This window comes from Massilia sp. NP310, from assembly GCF_019443485.1.
Classification (GTDB): domain Bacteria; phylum Pseudomonadota; class Gammaproteobacteria; order Burkholderiales; family Burkholderiaceae_D; genus Telluria; species Telluria timonae.
In genome coordinates this window covers 5,960,385-5,978,561 of the sequence record NZ_CP080379.1, presented here as the reverse complement: position 1 = coordinate 5,978,561, position 18,177 = coordinate 5,960,385, and the positions used below count along the sequence as shown (strand labels likewise).

Here is an 18,177-nt window from a genome sequence, read left to right as displayed (position 1 = left end):
GAACGTTCAGTTCGTGCTCAGTTGGTGATGTCGGCGTTGTCGCCGGCGCCGCCAGGTTGCCCATCCTTGCCGAGGGACAGCACCTCGTACTCGCCGCGGGCGCCCGGCGCCCGGTACTGGTAGGGATTGCCCCAGGGATCGAGCGGAATCGCCTTCTTCAGATAGGGGCCGTTCCACTTGGCGCCGGCGCTCGGCGGCGCCGTCATGAGGGCGGCCAGGCCCTCTTCGGTGGTTGGATAGCGGCCGACGTCGAGCCGATAGGTGTCGAGGGTCTTGTCGAAGGCGTCGATCTGGGCGCGGGCGGCGGTGACTTCGGATTTGCCGAGCTGTGAGAAGTACTTGGGTCCGACATAGGCGGCAAGCAGGCCGATGATGACGATCACCACCAGCAGCTCCAGCAGCGTGAAGCCCGCGCTGCGTCCGTGACGGACGTCGGCGCCCTGTTTCATAGCAAAAACCATCAAGCGACTCCTAGATTGCTTCTTTGAAATCCTGCCCGTGAAAGGTAACACGCTGCCGAGCGCGACGACAACTGTTCTTTTCAAAAAAACACCATCCTGATGCAAGGCGCACGGCGCTTGATTCCTTTCAATAAAGCTTTCTCGATTGCAACGATGCATATTTCAGACAGGTGACAAACAGGTGGAAATAATGATTGCCCATAGGAGAAACCAAATTTAATCAGTGCAAGTTGTGGAAAGTCAAAATATTGCTCGTTAAACTTTTTTACACTTTTCTTAATTCAATTGATATATTTCTTGGCAACCTGAACCTCAGGTGCGAAACGCAGTGCCCCGCCGTATCCAGGCGAGAGAAATCCCAACCACAAAGGCAAATCATGACTCGGAAATCGCATATGGCATTACCCTCCCTGACCAGCCCGCTCGCCAAGTTCGCCGCCGCGGCCCTTGGCGCCGCGGCCATCGCCGCTCCGGCCCAAGGCGCGACCATCAATTTCGATGCCGGCGCAGGCATGGTGTTCGGCAGTGGCGACAGCTGGCAGGAGCAAGGGTACAAGCTGAGCTTCGAAGCCTACAATCCGGCGGATGTGGGCAGCCTGGTCGGCGCCATCGTCGACACCAGCGATCCGAGTTATTGCATCGGCATGGCGTGCCCGGTCAACGGCGAAGGCGGCTATTACGGCGCCTTCAACGACAGCATCGTGTGGGTCGAGTCCGAGACTGCCGCTTCCTTCATGGTGAAATCGATCGACGCCAGCTTCATCGGCCTGGATGCGGCCCTGGGTGGTTATCCGATCTATTCCGGCCTGCTGCGGATGCAGGGCTTCCTGGCCGACGGCAGCTATATGCTGCAAGACCTGCTGCTCGACGGTCCCAGCGATCAGGGCTTCCTGTTCGGCCGTTACTCGCCGTTCGAGACGTTCGCCAACACCGCCTTCGTGAGCGTCGCCCTATTCGGCTTTACCTGCGACAACTCGGGCAGTTGCCTGGCCTTCGAGAACAACCGCGGCCAGTTCGCCATCGACAACCTGGTGCTCGAAGACGCCCTGGCCGAGGTGCCGGAGCCGGCCAGTCTCGCGCTGTTCGGCCTCGGCCTGCTCGGCTTCGCCGCCCGGGCCCGCCGCCGCAATGCCTGAGCACGCCGTCACATCACAGCCGAACCCCGCAGAATCCAAGGACACGCATCCATGAAACTCCGCCCAATTTCCGCAGCCATCCTGTTCGCACTGACCAGCCTGTCGCTGTCTGCCCAGGCCGACGACGCGCGCCGCCCCTATGTCGTGCAACTGGCCGACAAGCCGATCGCCTCCTATGACGGCAGCGTCAACGGCCTGGCCGCCACCCAGCCGCGCGCCGGCCAGCGCCTCGACCTGAACAGCGCCAGCGTCCAGCTCTACAGCGGCTACCTGGCCCAGAAGAAGGCCGCCGTGCGCGCCGCCATCGGCAACGCTCCCGTCGTGCACGACTACAAGGTGGTGCTCAACGGCTTCTCCGCCATGCTGACCGACGCCGAAGTGCGCGCCCTGGTCGGCCGCGGCGACGTGCTGGCGGTCACGCCCGACGTGCCGCGCGAACTGACCACCGTCTCGACCCGCGACTTCCTCAAGCTGACCGGCCCGAACGGCGCCTGGTCCAAGCTCGGCGGCCTGGCCGAGGCCGGCGAAGACATCATCATCGGCATCGTCGACGGCGGCGTCTGGCCGGAACACCTGTCCTACGCCGATCGCGTGGACGCCAACGGCAAGCCGACCCACGACACCAGCGGCAGCCTGGCCTATTCGGCGCCGCCATCGCGCTGGCAGGGCGATTGCCAGACCGGCGAAGGCTTCACCACGGCCCACTGCAACAACAAACTGATCGGCGCGCAGTATTTCGACGACATCTACCGGAGCACCGGCCGCGTCAGCCACTGGAGCGAATTCCGCTCCTCGCCGCGCGATTCGCTGGGCGGCGACGTCGGCGAAGGCAGCCACGGCACCCACACCTCGACCACCGCCGGCGGCAACTACGGCGTGGACGTGACCATGGCCGGCGTCAACATCGGCGAGATGTCGGGCGTCGCCCCGCGCGCACGCCTCGCTTCCTACAAGGTGTGCTGGACCTATGTCGACCCCAGCGTGACCATCGGCCGGCGCAACAGCTGCTACGTCGGCGACAGCGTGGCAGCAATCGAGAAGGCCGTCGCCGACGGCGTCCACGTGATCAACTTCTCGATCAGCGGCGGCACCACCCTCACCGATCCGGTCGAGCAAGCCTTCTTCGGCGCCGCCAATGCTGGCGTCATTGCAGTGGCTTCGGCCGGCAACGACGGCCCGGGCAACCAGGTGGCCCACATCAGCCCGTGGCACACCACGGTCGGCGCCTCGACCCATAACCGCGAGTTCCAGGCCACCGTCACCCTGAGCAACGGCCAGAAATACACCGGCGCCTCGATGAATACCGAACCGCTGCCGGCCGAGCCGGTGGTCGACGCCTCCACTGTCGGCCTGCCGGGCGCCAACGCCTCCCGCCTCGCCCTGTGCTACAGCGCCTCGTTCAACGGCGGCCAGCCCGTGCTCGATCCGGCCAAGGTGGCCGGCAAGGTCGTGATCTGCAACCGCGGCGAGAACGACCGCGTCGACAAGAGCCGCGCGGTGCGCGAAGCCGGCGGCGTCGGCATGATCCAGGTCGACAACGGCAGCGGCCTGGTCGCCGACATGCACTCGGTGCCCTCGGTCCACGTCACCCAGGCCGACGGCCAGGCGATCCGCAGCTACGCGGCCGCGGGCGCGGCCAGCGCCACCGCCGCGATCAGCAAGTTCGTGGTCGGCGTGTCGAAGCTGAACGCCCCGATCATGGCCAACTTCTCGTCGCGCGGCCCGAACCGCGCCGATGCCAACGTGCTCAAGCCGGACGTCACCGCGCCGGGCGTGGACATCATCGCCGGCGGCACGCCGGGCCTGAGCGAGGAGGACCATGCCGACATCGTCAACGGCACCATGGTGCCGCCGGTCGAGTTCGTGTCGATGCAGGGCACCTCGATGTCGGCGCCGCACGTGGCCGGCGTGAGCGCCCTGCTGCGCCAGAAGCATCCGACCTGGTCGCCGGCGATGATCAAGTCGGCGCTGATGACCACCGCGACCGACACCTTCCCGGACACGCTGACCGGCGACATCCGCGGCCAGCTGCCGTTCGCCCAGGGCGCGGGCCACGTCAACCCGACCGCCGCGCTCGACCCGGGCCTGGTGTACGACATCGGCGAAGCCGACTACCGCAAATACCTGTGCGGCGCCGGCGTCACCACCCAGTGCGCGGGCGGCCAGATCCCCGGCTATGACCTGAACCTGCCGTCGATCGCCGTCGGCAACGTGCTCGGCTCGGTGACCATCAACCGCTCGGTGACCAACGTCAGCGCCAGCACCTCGAGCTTCAGCGGGCAGATCTCGGTGCCGGGCTATGAGGCCGTGGTGACCCCGGCCACGCTGGCGATCGAGCCCGGCCAGACCCGGTCGTTCACCGTCACGCTGACCCGCACCAGCGCGCCCGAGAACACCTGGCAGTACGGCACCCTGACCTGGACCGGCGGCGGCCATACCGTGCGCAGCCCGGTCGTGGCCCGCTCCGGCAAGCCGATCATCGCACCGGTATTCTTCTCCAGCGACCGCGCCAGCGGCAGCAAGGCCCTGGCCGTCACCACCGGCTTCGCCGGCAAGATGGGCTCGAGCGTCGGCGGCCTGAAGGAAATCGTGCGCACGGCAAACACGATCGCACCGGCGCCGGAAGGCAGCCTCGACACGCTGGCACAGATGGCCGACGCCTGCCACCGCGGCCTGTACGGCGCCCGCGTGCTGCCGGTGACCTTCACCGCCGACACGGTGGCGGCGCAGTTCGAGCTGTTCGACCGCGATACCAGCGGCCAGGGTGGCGACGACCTCGACCTGGTGATGGTGAACGCGGCCGGCCAGCTGGTCGCCTACTCCGCCACCTATGGTTCGGACGAGACGATCGCGCTGGCGGCCCCGCCGGCAGGCAACTACCGCGTCTGCACGCTGGGCTACAGCACCGCGTCCGGCGGCACCACCTCGTACGGCCTGCATGCGGCGGTCGTGAACACCAGCGACAAGGGCGGCAACCTGCGCGCCCTGGTGCCGGCCAACGTCTATGCCGGCGGCAAGGCGACGGTGGCGGTGAGCTGGTCCGGCCTGCCGACCGGCAAGCGCTTCCTGGGCGGCGTGCGCCTGCTCGACGCCAGCGGCGCGGTCGGCTCGACCACCGTGCTGCAGGTCGAGACCAACCAGCCGGTGCCGAAGGCCGAGCGTCCGCAACGCGTCAAGGCGAAGGACGTCGGCGTGTAATCGACAGGTCCGGGGCCCCTGGCCCCGGTTGAAAAGACAAAGCGCGCCACGGCGCGCTTTGTCTTTTTGAAGGAATGGAAAGACTCAGGCTGCGGGCGAACCCAGCTGGCAGGCGCCGGCGACGCAGACGGCGCCCGGGTCGGGGCGATGGATGCAGATCGACATTTCGCCGGTGCGCTGGATCTCGGCCTGGCGCTCGGTCTTCGAACGCTCGGCCAGGGCCAGCAGCGCCTTCTCGTCGGTCTTCGCGGTCGAATACGGCAGGTATTCCTGCGGGCCGCCGCAAGCCAGCGCGCCGACCGGGAGCGAGCGGCATTGCGCGTTGTCGCTGCAGGTGGGCGTGCCGATCAGGCGCTTGATCTCGGACACGGTGGCGCCGGGCTGGAGCGCGACGACCGGGGGCGCGCCGTCCTTCACCGGCGGCTGGACCGGATCGTGGGCCTGGGTGGTGCAGGCGGCGCTGGCGCCGAACAGGAGGATGAGGATGAGTTTTTTCATGCCGCCATCTTCGCGCGCACGATACAGCTGGTCAAGCGGATCACCTTGACTGACTGTTACCAAATGTGTCGTCCCACCTGTTGCGCGCTTCTTACGGAACACGGCAAGCTCCGTAAACTTATCTCAGAACATCTTAAATTTCCGTGAGGATATATTTCTCATTTGCAGGCAAAAGGCATGAACGTCGCGCATCCCGTTTCCATCGAATGATAACTTGGATGTTCGCAAATGTAAAAAATTGAGCGCAGGAAAAATTTACTCACTACAATAGCTTTCGTTAAAGACGAGCTTGTTCGAGTTCACATGACCTTCCTGCGCACCATCATCGCCCTCTCCCTGACGTCCGCCCTGGCTGCCTGCGGCGGCCAATACGACCTCGATACGACCGTCCAGACCGCGTCGGCCAGCACGACCGCCAGTGCGCCCATCCTCGCGGGAACGCCGGAAACCGGCCCGAACGCGGTCCCGGCCCCGGCGCCGGGCGCCCCGGTTATCGCCACCATCGCCACCATCGCCACCATCGCCTCTGCGACAATGCCGGCGCCTGACTGCGCCGCCGAAGGCTGCGCCAGCCTGCGCATCATCGACGGCAATGCCGAAGCCTGGCGCATCGATGCCCAGCGCCGCGCCGCGCTCGAGGCCAGCCTGCCCCGATCCTGAGCGCGGGACGCCCGCGTCAGCGCTGCTGGCGCAGACGGCGCGTCGCGGCCAGCAACAACAGGCCGCTCGCAACCAGCAGCCAGGCGGCCGGCTCCGGCACCTCGGCCACGCTGGCGAAGGCCGCATCCACCAGTTGCAGCTCGACACTCTGGCCCGCGACCAGGTTCATCTCGAGCACATTGCCGGCGGCGCCCAGGTAATTGAGGGCGTCGTCGACGAAGGCGACGCTGAACAGGCTGCCATTGGCGCCCTCGCCCAGGTCGAACTCGACGTCAAAGCTGAACAGGCCGCCGAACGTGACCAGCTGGTCGAAGAAATTCCACTCCGGACCATTGCGCAACACGACGCCATTCACGACGTCGCCGCTGACGTCGCCCGACGTCATGCCGCCTTCCAGGAAGGCGCCGCTGAAGTTGCCGAGGCGGGCCACCGTCGGCGCCGCATCCAGCGGGCCGTTCAGGCCCAGGTCGAGGTAGCCGACGGTGCCGGCCAGGGCCGAGGTATCGAGCGAGACCCGGTACAGCGGACCGGCCAGGGCCGCCGGGGCGCCGGCCGCGATCGACAGCGCCAGCAAGACACGGAACAACAGGGATACGAGGTTCGACATGGTGTTTTCCTTTAGAACGCGCCGGAGACCAGCTGCGGGGTATAAGTGAAGTTACGCTTGGCGCCATTGCTGAACGCGGTGGCGATGGTGACCGTGGCGCCCGGCGCGATGCCGGCTTGCGGCAGCGTGATGTACGGCGCGCCCTCGTGGACGCCGGCCGGATTGTCGAGCGTGACGCCGGACGGCAGGCCCCGCAGCACCAGGTGCAGCGGTCCGTTCAGGGTCTGGCCGCTGGTATTGGTGATGGTGACGTTGCCGGTGGTCTTGCCCGTCGCCCGGTTGATGCTGAAGCCGCCGATGACGATCTTGCTGGACGCCGTGACGTCGGCATGCGAGCCGGCCAGGTTCAGGCTCACCACCAGCGGATCGTGGTCCGAGGCGCGCCAGGCGTTCTTGCGGTACGGGTCTTGCGCCGTATCGCCGAGGTTGTAGTCGATGGTTTCAGGCTCGTCGGCGTTGCTGTGCCATTCGGCCGCGCCCGCCACTTGCGGCGCCAGCGAGCCGCTTGCCAGCGCATGGTCGAGGTAGCCGGACAGGCCGTCGAACACATACGAATACGGCATGCCGTGCGGACGCACGAAGCGCTCGAGCAGGTTGACCATGCCGGCCTGCTGGGTCAGGTGATTGATCGGACTCTCGAAGGCATACGCGTTCAGGTCACCGATCACCAGCACGTCCGGATCCCCGGCCGCCTTGACCACCTGCGGGATGAAATAGTCGCTCAGGCGCCGGGCCTGCTCGGTACGGGTGCGGTCCCAGCAGCCTTCGCCATTGCCCGGGTCGGTGTCACCAGGACCGGCGCCACTGCAACCGCCCTTCGATTTCAGGTGGTTCACGATCACCGAGAACGTGCCGCCGCCCTGCTTCGCCTTGAAGGCCTGGGCCATCGGCGGACGGTTGTTGATCTCGTGGCCATCCGACAGCGCGCTGCCGGCCAGGCTCAGCTTGGCGGGCTTGTAGATCATCGCCACCCGGATCGCGTCGGTGCCCAGCGCCGCCGGCTTCGGCACCACCGCATAGGTGCCGGCCGCGGTGGCGGCATTCAATTGCTCGACCAGGTAGCCGACCGCGACGTCGCCATTGTTCTGGATTTCCATCAAGCCCACCACGTCGGCATCGAGTTCGGCCAGCGAGGCGACGATCTTGTCGCGCTGGCGCACGAACTCGGCCGTGTTGTCGGCGCCGCGGCACTCGCCCGCCGAGGTGCGGTTGCCGATGGTGCAGCCCTGGCCGCTGCGGCCCCAGGCGTCGCGGCCATCGGTGAAGGTGGTAAAGAAATTGAGCACGTTGGCGCTGGCCACCTTGATCGCGCCGGGCAAGGCCGGGGCCGGGGTGCGCTCGTTGGTGCGCGCGAAGGTCGGCGTGACGGTCGGCTGCAGCTTGAAGCCGGCCCCGCCGCCGCCCAGCGCGCCATAGTCGACCACGCCGGTCAGGTCGTGCACGGTGTCGCCCACGCGCACGGTGCCGTCCTCCGCCAGGTAGGGGATGGTGGCCGGGGCCACGAAGATGCCGTCGTCCAGCACGATCTGGTTGCTCGCATGCTCGCGGGCGAGCGCGAGCGCCTCGGGCGAGCCGAGCGGATAACGGTTGGTCGGGTTCTCGCGGCGGCCGTTGGCGAGGATCAGTTCGCCGCGGTCGCCGAGGTTGCGGTTGCCGTTGACGGTCAGCGGCGTGGTGAAACGTACCAGCATGCCTTCCACGTCGGCCAGGTTGGCGTTCGGCAACGCGATATTGGTCGGCACGATGGCCGGGCCGGCGCCCAGCGACACGATGCTGCCGACGTCCTTGAACTCGGTGTAGCTGCGGGTCGCGCCGCTCGGCCGGTATTCCTCGACCGTGCCGGTCACGCGCACCAGGGTGCCGACCGGCAAGTCCGTGGTCTTGCCGTAGATGTACAGGCCGTCCGATGTCGACGGATCGCCGTCGCCCTGCGGGTCCTGGATGAAGAAGCCGGCGCCGACCTTGGCGGTGATCACGCCCTGCGTGGTTTGCACGGTGCCGACATAGGCGCTGGTCGGGCCAGAACCCTGGATCGCCGGGATGCTCAACTGGCCGGCGACGTCGACGGTGACGGTGCAGCGCTCGGTGTCGCCCTCGGTGTTGGCGAACTCGACCTGGACCGGATACCGGCCGCCGGCCAGCGTGTCGCCGATGAGCAGGCGCGCCGTCGCCGTGCCGCCGATGGCGTTCGCAGGCGCGAAGTCGGCGAGGCTGACGCCGGGCACGGCGCCGGCCACGATGGCGGCGCGCGTCACCATGCTGTCGGCGTCGACCGCCGACAGTTGCGCCGAGGACGCGCTGCCCTGGGCGACCTGGACCGCCGCCGGACAGCTCGGGACGATCGGCTTGACGACCGGGCCGCCGCTGCCGTCGCAGGGCGCCAGCGGGGAACGGGTGCTGCGCGGACCGTCGACCGGGCCGGCGACGAAGTCGTCGCGGTTATTGTCGGTATCCTGGCAGCCCTGGGCCAGGCGCGCGATCGCATTGACGGTCGACGGCGCCGCCGCCGCCGCGCCCTCGAAGCGGTTGGCGGTGCCGAAACCGACCAGGTCGACCAGGTTGGCGCCTTCCGGCGTGGACATTTGAGTGCGTCCATTGACCAACGCCACCTTGCCGGCAGCGCCCGCCATATCGAGACCGTTATTGAAGAGATCGCCCTCGCCCACCGCATTCGGGCCACCGCCATTGCGGCCCAGCACCAGGAAATACTGGCCCGGCGCCAGGGTCACATCCGGCAAGACCGTGACCGAACCCCAGTTACTGCCGGTCGCCGACTGGTATTGCAGGCTCAGGCCGTCGAGCCGCACCGGGGCATCGCTGCGGTTGAACAGCTCCACGAAGTCGTGGCTCCACTGGCCGCCGGCGTTGTTCGATGCGCCATACAGCTGGCTGATTACCACGTCGCCGGGGGCGGCATGGGCGCTGGCGGCAAGGCCTGCCAGCAAGGTCGCCAGCAGCGTGCGCCGCGGTGCGAAGGATGCAAAAGTCGTCATGGGTTCCCCATTGGTTATCGCACAAGATGTGCCTGCTACATTCATTAGCAGAATGATAGTAAATGCGGAGATTGACAACATGATGACCAGAAATTAGCCACGGTGGATAATTTCTAGCTTAGCGGCAAATCAACACACGAGGATCGAGTTTCCGCAGGGAATCAGTAGAGAGCTTGGCGCGGGTGTCAGCGGCGACGGCGTCGTACGGCCCAGGCGGCCACCCCGAGGCCGCCGAGCAGCAGCGCATACGTGGGTGGCTCGGGCACGAGCGAAATGGCGTAGGTTTCGAGCGCTTCGACCCGCCTGAATTGCCCGCCATAGGTGCCGTCGATGATGCTGCGGCCTTCGAAGGCGGGGTCGCCATAGCTCAGTTGCCAGGAAATCGAGGTGGTCAGCCGGTCGTCGACGAAGAGGTCGGGCCCGGCGCCGAAGGTGGGGCCGTGATCGGGCCAGTTGTAGGTCTGGCGCGAGCCCTGGCTGGGCAGGACGTTATCGAGCAGCAGCTGGCGGTACACGGCCGGGTCGGTGTAGTTGAACAGGAAGGCGGTGCGTTGCCAGTCGCGCTCGGAAACGTGCCAGCCGGCCGTGGAAGACCAGCTGCGCGGGTTGTAGCCGCCCACCACCCAGCTGTCGCCGGCGTCGTTGGCGACACGCATCAAGGTGAAGTTGCTGCCGCGCCCATCTGCAGCGGCATGGAAGTCGAGCGAGTCGTCGCCCGGCTGCCGCGTGTAGATGTTGTCGAGATAAAGGGGGCCGGCGCCGAGCCAGCGTTCGAGCTGGCCCTGCAGGCTGGGGTCGAGCAAGGGAGGTTCGTCTTGTGCCACAGCCGGCGATGCCGCCATGCCAATGGCCGCAACCAGGATGGCGGCCGCACCGCCCCGTGCCAGGATCTTGTTCATGCAACGTCAGACTGCACGTTGCCGGACAAGTTCCAGGCGCGCGGCCGGAGGACTCAGGCGCGCTTGTAGATGTCCTCGAAGCGGACGATATCGTCCTCGCCCAGGTAGCTGCCCGACTGCACCTCGATGATGTGCAGCGGCAGTTTGCCCGGGTTTTCCAGACGGTGGTTCATGCCGATCGGGATATAGGTCGATTCGTTCTCGGACAGCAGGCTGACGGTATCGCCGCAGGTGACGCGGGCGGTGCCCGACACCACGACCCAGTGCTCGGCGCGGTGGTGGTGCATCTGCAGCGAGAGCTTCTCGCCCGGCTTGACGGTGATGCGCTTGACCTGGAAACGGTCGCCCGCATCGATGCCCTCGTAGTGGCCCCATGGACGATAGACGCGGGTGTGGTGCAGGTGCTCGGTGCGCTCCTTGGAAGCCAGGTGTTCGACCACCTGCTTGACGCGCTGCACTTTGCTCTTGCAGGTGACCAGCACCGCGTCCTGGGTCTCGACCACGACCACGTCTTCCAGGCCCACCACCGCCACGATGCGGCTTTCGGCGCGCACCAGCGAATTCTTGACGCCGTCCAGGTAGACGTCGCCGCGCTGGGCGTTGCCGTTGGCGTCCTTGGCCTGGGTTTCCCACAGCGCCGACCACGAACCGACGTCGTTCCAGCCGATATCGGCCGGCACCACGGCGGCGTCGCGGGTGTGTTCCATCACCGCGTAGTCGATCGAATCGGACGGGCAAGCCGAGAACGCGCTCTCGTCGAGGCGGCAGAAATCGAGGTCGCGGTAGGCCGCGTGCATGGCCTGGCTGGCGGCGCTGGCGATGGCCGGCGCGTGCTGCTCCAGCTCTTGCAGGTAGCGCGCGGCGGCGAACATGAACATGCCGCTGTTCCAGTAGTAGCTGCCTTCGGCCAGGAAGCCTTCGGCCGTGGCGGCGTCGGGCTTCTCGACGAAGCGCGCCACCTTGTAGCATTCGCCGCACTCGTCCACCTGTTCGCCGCGGCGGATGTAGCCGTAACCGGTTTCCGGCGCATTGGGCACGATGCCGAAGGTCGCCAGCGCGCCCTTGGCCACCAGGCGGGTGGCGCGGTCGACCGCTTCACGGAAGGCTTCGCCGTTCTGGATCACGTGGTCGGCCGGCAGCACCAGCATGACGGCCTCTGGGTCGATCGCCTGCAGGTGGTGGGCGGCGGCGGCCACGGCCGGCGCCGTGTTGCGGCCGACCGGCTCGAGCAGGATGCCCAGCGGCGTGATGCCCACTTCACGCAATTGCTCGGCCACCATGAAGCGGTGGTCATTACCGCACACAACGAGCGGCGCCATCATCTCCGGCCAACCGGCCACGCGCAAGGCGGTTTCCTGCAGCATGGTCTTGTCGGCAACCAGCGGCAGCAACTGCTTCGGCAAAACCTTGCGCGACAGAGGCCACAGGCGGGTGCCGGCGCCGCCGGAAAGGATGACTGGATAGATCTTCATGCGCTGACTTTCTCTTTCTCTAACTCGTTGGTGTCGTGGTCCGCGACTTCCTTGCGCCGGGAGCGGCGACGGTCGCGTGCATTGAGCCATTCCTCCGAAGAATACTCGGAGGCGTGTTTCATTTCGCCTTTTCGGTCGACACTATATTCCTTAAAGACAATCATTTCATTCAATGTTACATCATGCAACACGCGGGTGTACTCGAACAGCACGCTGCGCACGATCTCGGCGCCTTCGCAGATATGGCTGCCGTGGCCGATCCAGGTCGGACCCACGATGCGGGCGCCGGCTTCCACTTTCACCCCGGAGCCGATATAGACGGGACCCTCGATCGTCGTGCCTTCCCAGTCGATGCTGGTGTTCAGGCCCACCCAGACGCCCGGCTTGATCTGGATGCCGGGCACGTCCATATTGTTGACCTCGCCGGTGATCACCGACTGCAGCACTTCCCAGTAGTCGCCCATGGTGCCGATGTCGAGCCAGTTGAACGGGCGGCCCTGGGCATAGAACGGCAGGCCGCGCTCGGCCAGCAGCGGGAACAGCTCGGAACCGATGTCGAACGGCACGCCCGACGGGATCAGGTCGATGACTTCTGGCTCGAAGATATAGATGCCGGTGGAAATGAAGTTGGACTTCGCCTCTTGCTGGCTCGGCTTTTCCTGGAATTCCAGGATGCGGCCCTGCTCGTCCGAGACCACCACGCCATACGACGAAACTTTGTCCCATGGCACTTCTTTGGTGATGACGGTGGCCATCGCGCCCTTGCGGCGGTGCTCCAGCAGCGCGGCCTTGAGGTCGAGGTCGATCAGGGCGTCGCCGCACAGCACCACGGTGGTGTCGTCGAAGAAGCCGCCGAATTCCTGGATTTTCTTCATGCCGCCGGCCGAGCCGATCGGTTCGGGGACGACTTCGCCGTCATCCTTCGTATAGCCTTCGAAGGAGTAGCCGATCTGGACGCCGAACTGCTCGCCTTCGCCGAAATACTCTTCGATTTTTTCGTGCAGCCAGCTGACGTTGACCATGATTTCGGACACGCCATTTTTCTTGAGGTGTTCGATCAGGTAAGCCATCACGGGTTTGCCCAGAATCGGGATCATGGGTTTTGGCAGGTCGTAGGTGAGCGGACGGACGCGAGTGCCTTTGCCTGCGGCGAGAATCATGGCTTTCATTAGACTATCCTTTGCATTATTTGGCTGTGGTTTGGTAGCGCCATACGTCAGCGCACATTTGAGCGACATCACGTTCGGCACTCCAGCCCAGCTCCTCGCGGGCCAGGGCCGGATCGGCGTAGCACTTGGCCACGTCGCCGGGACGGCGGTCGACGATCTGGTAGGCGACCGGACGCCCGCTGGCCGCTTCGAAGGCGCGTACCATTTCCAATACACTGTTGCCCCGGCCAGTGCCGAGGTTGTAGGTGACGATGCCCGGGCCCTTGTTCAGGCGATCCAGGGTCTTGACGTGGCCGATGGCGAGATCCACCACGTGGATGTAGTCGCGCAGGCCGGTGCCGTCCGGGGTGTCGTAGTCGCCGCCGAACACCGACAGCTTGTCGCGCTGGCCGTTGGCGACCTGGGCGATGTAGGGGACCAGGTTGTTCGGGATGCCGCTCGGCTCTTCGCCGATCAGGCCGCTTTCATGGGCGCCGACCGGATTGAAGTAGCGCAGCAGCGCGATGCGCCAGTCGGGCTCGGCCTTTGCCAGGTCGCGCAGGATGTCTTCGATCATCAGTTTGCTGCGGCCATAGGGGTTGGTGGCCGACAGCGGGAAATCCTCGCGGATCGGCACCGACGCCGGATCGCCGTACACGGTGGCCGAGGACGAGAACACCAGCGATTTACAGCCGAACTTGGCCATGGTCTCGAACAGCACCACGCTGCCGTTGACGTTGTTGTCGTAATAGCGCAGCGGCTGCGCCACCGATTCACCGACCGCCTTCAGGCCGGCGAAGTGGATCACCGCCTCGGGCTTGTGCTCGGCGAACGCGGCCTCCATGGCCGAGCGGTCGCGGATGTCGGCCTGGACAAAGGCGAACGGCTTGCCGGTGATGCGCCGGACGCGCTCGCAGACCGACTGCTGGGCGTTCGACAGGTTGTCGACCACGACCACGTCGTGACCGGCGTTCTGCAGTTCGACGACAGTATGCGACCCGATATAGCCCACACCGCCAGTAACCAGAATCTTCATGTCTTTCGCTCTCTGTTAATAAATAATTTGATGACCCATGGACCGGTTGCGGCCCTTTGTTCTTGTCGGCGCAACGAAGTGCTGCTGCGCCGTGATCCCAGTTTTAGTTGTTTGTTCTGGCCGCTTCCTTGATCAGGAGCCAGAGAAACGCCATGTCGTCGATAAAGTAACGCCGAAACATCCGGCGCGGTTCCTGCAGGAATCGGAAGAACCACTCGAGCCCGGCCATCTGCATCCAGGCCGGCGCCCGCTTGACCCGGCCGATCGCCACGTCGAAGCTCCCGCCTACCCCCATCGCGAACGGTATCCGCATCTCGGCCTGGTACAGACCGAGAAATTGTTCTTTCTTGGGCGAGGAAATCGTCACGAACAGCAGGTCGGCCCGGCTCTCGCGCACCTGGCGCACCACCTGCGCTTCGGCGCCCTCGCCCTGCCAGTAGCCGTCATGCACGCCGGCCAGCACCAGGCCAGGATAGCGGCGGGCATAGGTCGCGGCCACCTCGCGCACCACGTCGGCGCGCGCACCCAGCAGGAACACCCGCCAGCCTCTCTGCGCCGCGCGCCGCATCAGGGCCTCGAACAGGTCGATGCCGGCGACCCTTTCCTTGAGCGGCTTGCCCAGCAGGCGCGAGGCCCACACCACCGGCATGCCGTCCACATTGACCAGGTCGCATTCATTGATGATGCGGCGCAGGTCCTCGTCGCGGCTGGCCTTGACCAGCTTGTCGACATTGACCACCACATGCTGGTGTGGCCGCCCGCTGCGCACGAAACCCTCGACCCGCTCCAGGGTCTCTTCCATTGAAACGTTATCTATATTACAACCAAACAGCGTGACGCGCTCGTTCATGCGTGCCTCCGGTCCGGTGCGTGACGTTTCTTGACATTAATTATTTATCATCGACAAAGGTGATTGTAAACCTGCATTCGATGGGAACGGCGGACGATACGGTCGTGATGCGCAGCACTTCGCACGGCGTTTTCGATTCATAGGCGGCCGAATACCAGCCCAGCGGCGGATTCTCGGCGCCGCGCACCAGCTCGAGGTGCAGGTCTTCGCCGCTGGCCTGCATCTGCAGCACGAAACGCTTGCCGCGCACCGACAGGCCGTGGCTGGTCAGGCGCACGTCCAGGCCGGGGGCGAAGTGCCAGAAGGCCTCGACCTTGTGGTGCTTCCTGGCGGCGACCTCGTCGCGCACGGTCAGGGTATTGCTGGCGCCGTCGAAGCGCACGCTGCGCAGGTGCAGCACCGGGTCCGGCAGGCGCGCATAGCCGTCGTGCGAACCGCGGAAGTCGAATTCCTGGGGCGAGGCCGGCATGCGCTCGATGCTGGCGCGCGCCTTGCGCAGCCACATGAAGCGCCCGCCCGATGCCGACTGGTCGAGGCCGTCGACGCGCACGGTGTTGTGGCTCGAGGTGCCGCGGAAGTAATCGCGCCATTTCTGGTCTTGCCAGTACGAGTAGGTGCCGGAATCGACCAGGCAGGCTTCGCCCGCCACCGACAGGCTCAGGGCCAGCGCATCGGCGTGCCCATGGGCGGCGATGCCGAGATAGCCCAGCGGGCCGCAGTCGAGCACGCCCTTGATCTCGTTCGCCTCGCCGAAGTGGTTGCCGAACAGCAGGTAACCGCCGTCGGGGAAGGACCATCCGGACTCGACCTCGTGCGGATCGCAGTCGGGCCGCCCGCCCGGCAGCGCGTGCAGCAGCCAGCGCACGCCCGGGTGGTGGTCGGGCTGGCCGCCGAACACGGTGTCACCCAGCGCCAGCAGTTGCGCGGCGCGGTCCGGGCCCGGCCGCCCGGTGCCGGCGTGCAGGCGGAACACGCAGCCGTCGTCGGCATCGCCGACCATCGGCAGGCCGCCGTCGACGTCGCGCACGGAGCGCAGGAAGCGCAGCGCGCGCTGCAGCACGGTCCAGTAGGCGCGCGAGAAAGGGCGGCTGCGCGCCTGACCGCGCGCCTGGCCGTGCGCCTGGCCCAGCAGTCCGGCCACGAACAGGCATTCACAGGAAAACATATGATAGGCAAATGCCTGCTCGCGGTTGACGCCGTCGCGCGAGAACTGGGCCTGGGCCTCGTGCTCCAGTTCGCGATGCGCCTGGGCTTCCCAGTCCTTCGATTCCTTCCAGCACGGCCAGGTGACGGCGCCGGCATACAGGCCGGCCATTTCGGCGATCAGGTGGTTGTTGGCCGAGGAATGGCGCGACGGGTGGCGCGCAATGGTGCGGCAGTGGGCGTGGATGCTGTCCAGCCAGTCGGCACGCAGGCGCTGCCCGCCATCGCCTTCGAACAGGGCGCTGTGTTCGCCGCCCACCAGTTGCCAGATCAGGCTCCAGTTGACGAGGCGGATGCCGAGCTCCATCGAGCTGGTCCAGTTGGGTCCCGTGAGCGGCGGACAGGCTTCGAACCAGCTGCGCAGGTTGTGCGCCAGCGCGTCCAGCCAGCGCGCCTCGCCCGTCAGGGCCCAGGCCTGGGCCAGCGTCACCAGGTGCAGGTGGCGGTTCAGTTCCCACACGTGCTTGATGTCGCCCACCAGTTCGCGGTCGCCGATGGCGATGTCGCCGCGGTACAGCGACGGCGCGACGACGCCGGTCTCTGGATCGCGGTTCCAGGCGGTCGGCACGCCGACGTCGAAGCGGCGTTCTGCGAACAGCACCACGTGGCCCGCCTCGATGCGCTCGGCGTCGAGCAGCAGCGCCTCGACCTCGGCCCGCTCGAGCGCCGGCGCGCCGCGCACGCCCAGGCTCAGGGTGCGCGGCAGCGGCGGCGGCGCGGCGCGGCCGACCGAGCGGCGCGCCAGGCGGATCGTCGCCGCCTGGCGCAGCCGGTAAGCCAGTTCCGGCACCGACATGCAGCGCAGCCGGTTGACCAGCCACGCCATGCGTACTGTTGCGTTCATCGATTTTCCCTCACCGTTTTTTCATCGCGCCTCATTGCGCGCTTATCGCGTTCTCTTCCAGCAATTGCGCGTACAGCGCGGACAGTCTGGCGCACACCACGCCGGCCGCGTAGTGTCGCTCGACGGCGGCGCGCGCCGCGCACGCCAGCCGCGCGCGCAATCGCGCGTCGTCCAGCAGGCGTCCGATGGCGCAGGCCAGCGCCGCCGCGTCGCGCGGCGCGACCAGCAGGCCGCGCGCGCCGTCGGCCAGCGCTTCGGGGATGCCGCCGACCCGGGTGGCCACCACCGGCGCCCCCGCCGCCATCGCCTCGAGCACCGACATCGGCAAGCCTTCGGCATGGGACGGCAGGCAGAACAGCCAGGCGCGCGCCAGCTGCGCATCGCGCGCAGCGGCGTCCAGCCAGCCCGGCGTCTCGACCCGGTTGGCGACGCCGAGTTCGGCGGCGCGGCGCCGCACCCAGTCCAAGTCGCCGCTGCCGCCCAGCACCAGATGCAGCCCCGGGTGGCGCGCGGCCAGGGCGGCGCAGGCTTGCAGCAGTTCGTCCACGCCCTTGGCCGGGTCGAGGCGGCCCAGGAACAGGATACGGCCGGCTTCGGCCTGTCCAGGCGCCGCCGGCGCCGTCAGGCGCACCGGATTGGCAAGCACCTCGACCCGCGCGCGCGGCGCGCATTCGCGCACGCAGGCGGCCCAGGCGGGCGACAGCGCGATCACGCGCGAGCTTGCTTCCAGGGTGTGCCGGATCCAGCGCCGCAGCAACGGCCCGGCCTCCACCAGCGCGTAGCGCCGAAAGCCGCCGCCATGCAGGTGGAACACGGTGCGCGCGCCGCCCCTGCGCGCCATGAGCAGCACCAGCGACTTGCGCAGGAAACTGGCATGCGATCCGGCGTGCACATGGACGATGCCCGGCTTCTGCCCGGCGCCGAGGCAGGCCTGCGCGGTGCGCCACAGGCCGCGCAGCGCGCTGCCGAGCTTATGCAGGCGGCGGCCCTCGGCGTGGGTCGCGACGTAGGCGATGCCCTCGCGCTCGAACAGGCCGTCGATGCGCAGCACCTCGACCATGCTTGCGATGCCTCCCCTGCCCCCCAGCGCGGTTCCAACCATCAACACGCGTGGGGACGCCACGTTCATGCAGGCGCCTTTGAGAAATGTGTCGCAATCCTGATCATGAGGT

At 66.8% G+C, this 18,177-nt stretch carries 14 protein-coding genes; 3 read left to right on the top strand and 11 right to left on the bottom strand.

Features of this window, described 5'->3' with window-relative positions; all coding sequences use genetic code 11:
• Positions 1-17 precede the first annotated feature (17 nt).
• Complete coding sequence (gene gspG / locus KY496_RS26425; protein ID WP_219863144.1) at positions 18-461, bottom strand: type II secretion system major pseudopilin GspG; 444 nt, start codon at positions 459-461, stop codon at positions 18-20.
• A 395-nt stretch (positions 462-856) separates the two neighbouring features.
• Between gspG and KY496_RS26420 the strand changes: the two genes are divergently transcribed.
• Positions 857-1,597: an NF038120 family PEP-CTERM protein gene (locus KY496_RS26420; RefSeq protein WP_005669212.1), complete on the top strand. Its 741-nt coding sequence runs from the start codon at positions 857-859 to the stop codon at positions 1,595-1,597.
• Between the two features lie 51 nt (positions 1,598-1,648).
• On the top strand, positions 1,649-4,795 hold the full coding sequence (locus KY496_RS26415) for a S8 family peptidase (RefSeq protein WP_219863142.1): 3,147 nt from the start codon (positions 1,649-1,651) through the stop codon (positions 4,793-4,795).
• 84 nt (positions 4,796-4,879) lie between these two features.
• On the opposite strand, the gene KY496_RS26410 is transcribed toward KY496_RS26415, so the two are convergent.
• On the bottom strand, positions 4,880-5,293 hold the full coding sequence (locus KY496_RS26410; protein ID WP_005669208.1) for a hypothetical protein: 414 nt from the start codon (positions 5,291-5,293) through the stop codon (positions 4,880-4,882).
• Between the two features lie 303 nt (positions 5,294-5,596).
• Between KY496_RS26410 and KY496_RS26405 the strand changes: the two genes are divergently transcribed.
• A complete protein-coding gene (locus tag KY496_RS26405; protein ID WP_219863140.1) occupies positions 5,597-5,953 on the top strand; it encodes a hypothetical protein in 357 nt (118 codons plus the stop codon).
• A 16-nt stretch (positions 5,954-5,969) separates the two neighbouring features.
• On the opposite strand, the gene KY496_RS26400 is transcribed toward KY496_RS26405, so the two are convergent.
• The 9 genes from KY496_RS26400 to KY496_RS26360 form a co-directional block, all read right to left on the bottom strand.
• Entirely contained in the window at positions 5,970-6,560 is a 591-nt protein-coding gene (locus KY496_RS26400; RefSeq protein WP_184234519.1) for an NF038129 family PEP-CTERM protein, read from the bottom strand.
• Positions 6,561-6,571: 11 nt separating this feature from the next.
• Positions 6,572-9,553, bottom strand: coding sequence for an ExeM/NucH family extracellular endonuclease (locus tag KY496_RS26395; protein WP_184234521.1), 2,982 nt, complete (start codon positions 9,551-9,553; stop codon positions 6,572-6,574).
• Between the two features lie 185 nt (positions 9,554-9,738).
• Complete coding sequence (locus KY496_RS26390; protein WP_219863138.1) at positions 9,739-10,452, bottom strand: PEP_CTERM-anchored TLD domain-containing protein; 714 nt, start codon at positions 10,450-10,452, stop codon at positions 9,739-9,741.
• Positions 10,453-10,505: 53 nt separating this feature from the next.
• Positions 10,506-11,924: a mannose-1-phosphate guanylyltransferase/mannose-6-phosphate isomerase gene (locus tag KY496_RS26385; RefSeq protein ID WP_005669198.1), complete on the bottom strand. Its 1,419-nt coding sequence runs from the start codon at positions 11,922-11,924 to the stop codon at positions 10,506-10,508.
• On the bottom strand, positions 11,921-13,093 hold the full coding sequence (locus KY496_RS26380; RefSeq protein ID WP_071363589.1) for a sugar phosphate nucleotidyltransferase: 1,173 nt from the start codon (positions 13,091-13,093) through the stop codon (positions 11,921-11,923). The genes KY496_RS26385 and KY496_RS26380 overlap by 4 nt, the downstream gene beginning before the upstream one ends.
• Before the next feature lie 16 nt (positions 13,094-13,109).
• Positions 13,110-14,108: a UDP-glucose 4-epimerase GalE gene (gene galE, locus KY496_RS26375; protein ID WP_005669194.1), complete on the bottom strand. Its 999-nt coding sequence runs from the start codon at positions 14,106-14,108 to the stop codon at positions 13,110-13,112.
• Between the two features lie 103 nt (positions 14,109-14,211).
• Positions 14,212-14,910: a WecB/TagA/CpsF family glycosyltransferase gene (locus KY496_RS26370; RefSeq protein WP_229520376.1), complete on the bottom strand. Its 699-nt coding sequence runs from the start codon at positions 14,908-14,910 to the stop codon at positions 14,212-14,214.
• An 88-nt stretch (positions 14,911-14,998) separates the two neighbouring features.
• Positions 14,999-17,005, bottom strand: a complete 2,007-nt coding sequence (locus KY496_RS26365) for an alginate lyase family protein (protein WP_219863134.1) — start codon at positions 17,003-17,005, stop codon at positions 14,999-15,001.
• 31 nt (positions 17,006-17,036) lie between these two features.
• Positions 17,037-18,134: a glycosyltransferase family 4 protein gene (locus KY496_RS26360; RefSeq protein ID WP_219863132.1), complete on the bottom strand. Its 1,098-nt coding sequence runs from the start codon at positions 18,132-18,134 to the stop codon at positions 17,037-17,039.
• Positions 18,135-18,177: the final 43 nt, after the last annotated feature.

Excerpts from the sequence above, each read along its gene's own strand:
- KY496_RS26405 (WP_219863140.1), top strand. The coding sequence starts at position 5,597 with ATGACCTTCCTGCGCACCATCATCGCCCTCTCCCTGACGTCCGCCCTG.
- KY496_RS26415 (WP_219863142.1), top strand. The coding sequence starts at position 1,649 with ATGAAACTCCGCCCAATTTCCGCAGCCATCCTGTTCGCACTGACCAGC.
- KY496_RS26365 (WP_219863134.1), bottom strand. The coding sequence starts at position 17,005 with ATGAACGCAACAGTACGCATGGCGTGGCTGGTCAACCGGCTGCGCTGC.
- gspG (WP_219863144.1), bottom strand. The coding sequence starts at position 461 with ATGGTTTTTGCTATGAAACAGGGCGCCGACGTCCGTCACGGACGCAGC.
- KY496_RS26420 (WP_005669212.1), top strand. The coding sequence starts at position 857 with ATGGCATTACCCTCCCTGACCAGCCCGCTCGCCAAGTTCGCCGCCGCG.
- KY496_RS26385 (WP_005669198.1), bottom strand. The coding sequence starts at position 11,924 with ATGAAGATCTATCCAGTCATCCTTTCCGGCGGCGCCGGCACCCGCCTG.
- KY496_RS26360 (WP_219863132.1), bottom strand. The coding sequence starts at position 18,134 with ATGAACGTGGCGTCCCCACGCGTGTTGATGGTTGGAACCGCGCTGGGG.
- KY496_RS26370 (WP_229520376.1), bottom strand. The coding sequence starts at position 14,910 with ATGGAAGAGACCCTGGAGCGGGTCGAGGGTTTCGTGCGCAGCGGGCGG.
- KY496_RS26390 (WP_219863138.1), bottom strand. The coding sequence starts at position 10,452 with ATGAACAAGATCCTGGCACGGGGCGGTGCGGCCGCCATCCTGGTTGCG.
- KY496_RS26410 (WP_005669208.1), bottom strand. The coding sequence starts at position 5,293 with ATGAAAAAACTCATCCTCATCCTCCTGTTCGGCGCCAGCGCCGCCTGC.
- KY496_RS26380 (WP_071363589.1), bottom strand. The coding sequence starts at position 13,093 with ATGAAAGCCATGATTCTCGCCGCAGGCAAAGGCACTCGCGTCCGTCCG.
- galE (WP_005669194.1), bottom strand. The coding sequence starts at position 14,108 with ATGAAGATTCTGGTTACTGGCGGTGTGGGCTATATCGGGTCGCATACT.
- KY496_RS26395 (WP_184234521.1), bottom strand. The coding sequence starts at position 9,553 with ATGACGACTTTTGCATCCTTCGCACCGCGGCGCACGCTGCTGGCGACC.
- KY496_RS26400 (WP_184234519.1), bottom strand. The coding sequence starts at position 6,560 with ATGTCGAACCTCGTATCCCTGTTGTTCCGTGTCTTGCTGGCGCTGTCG.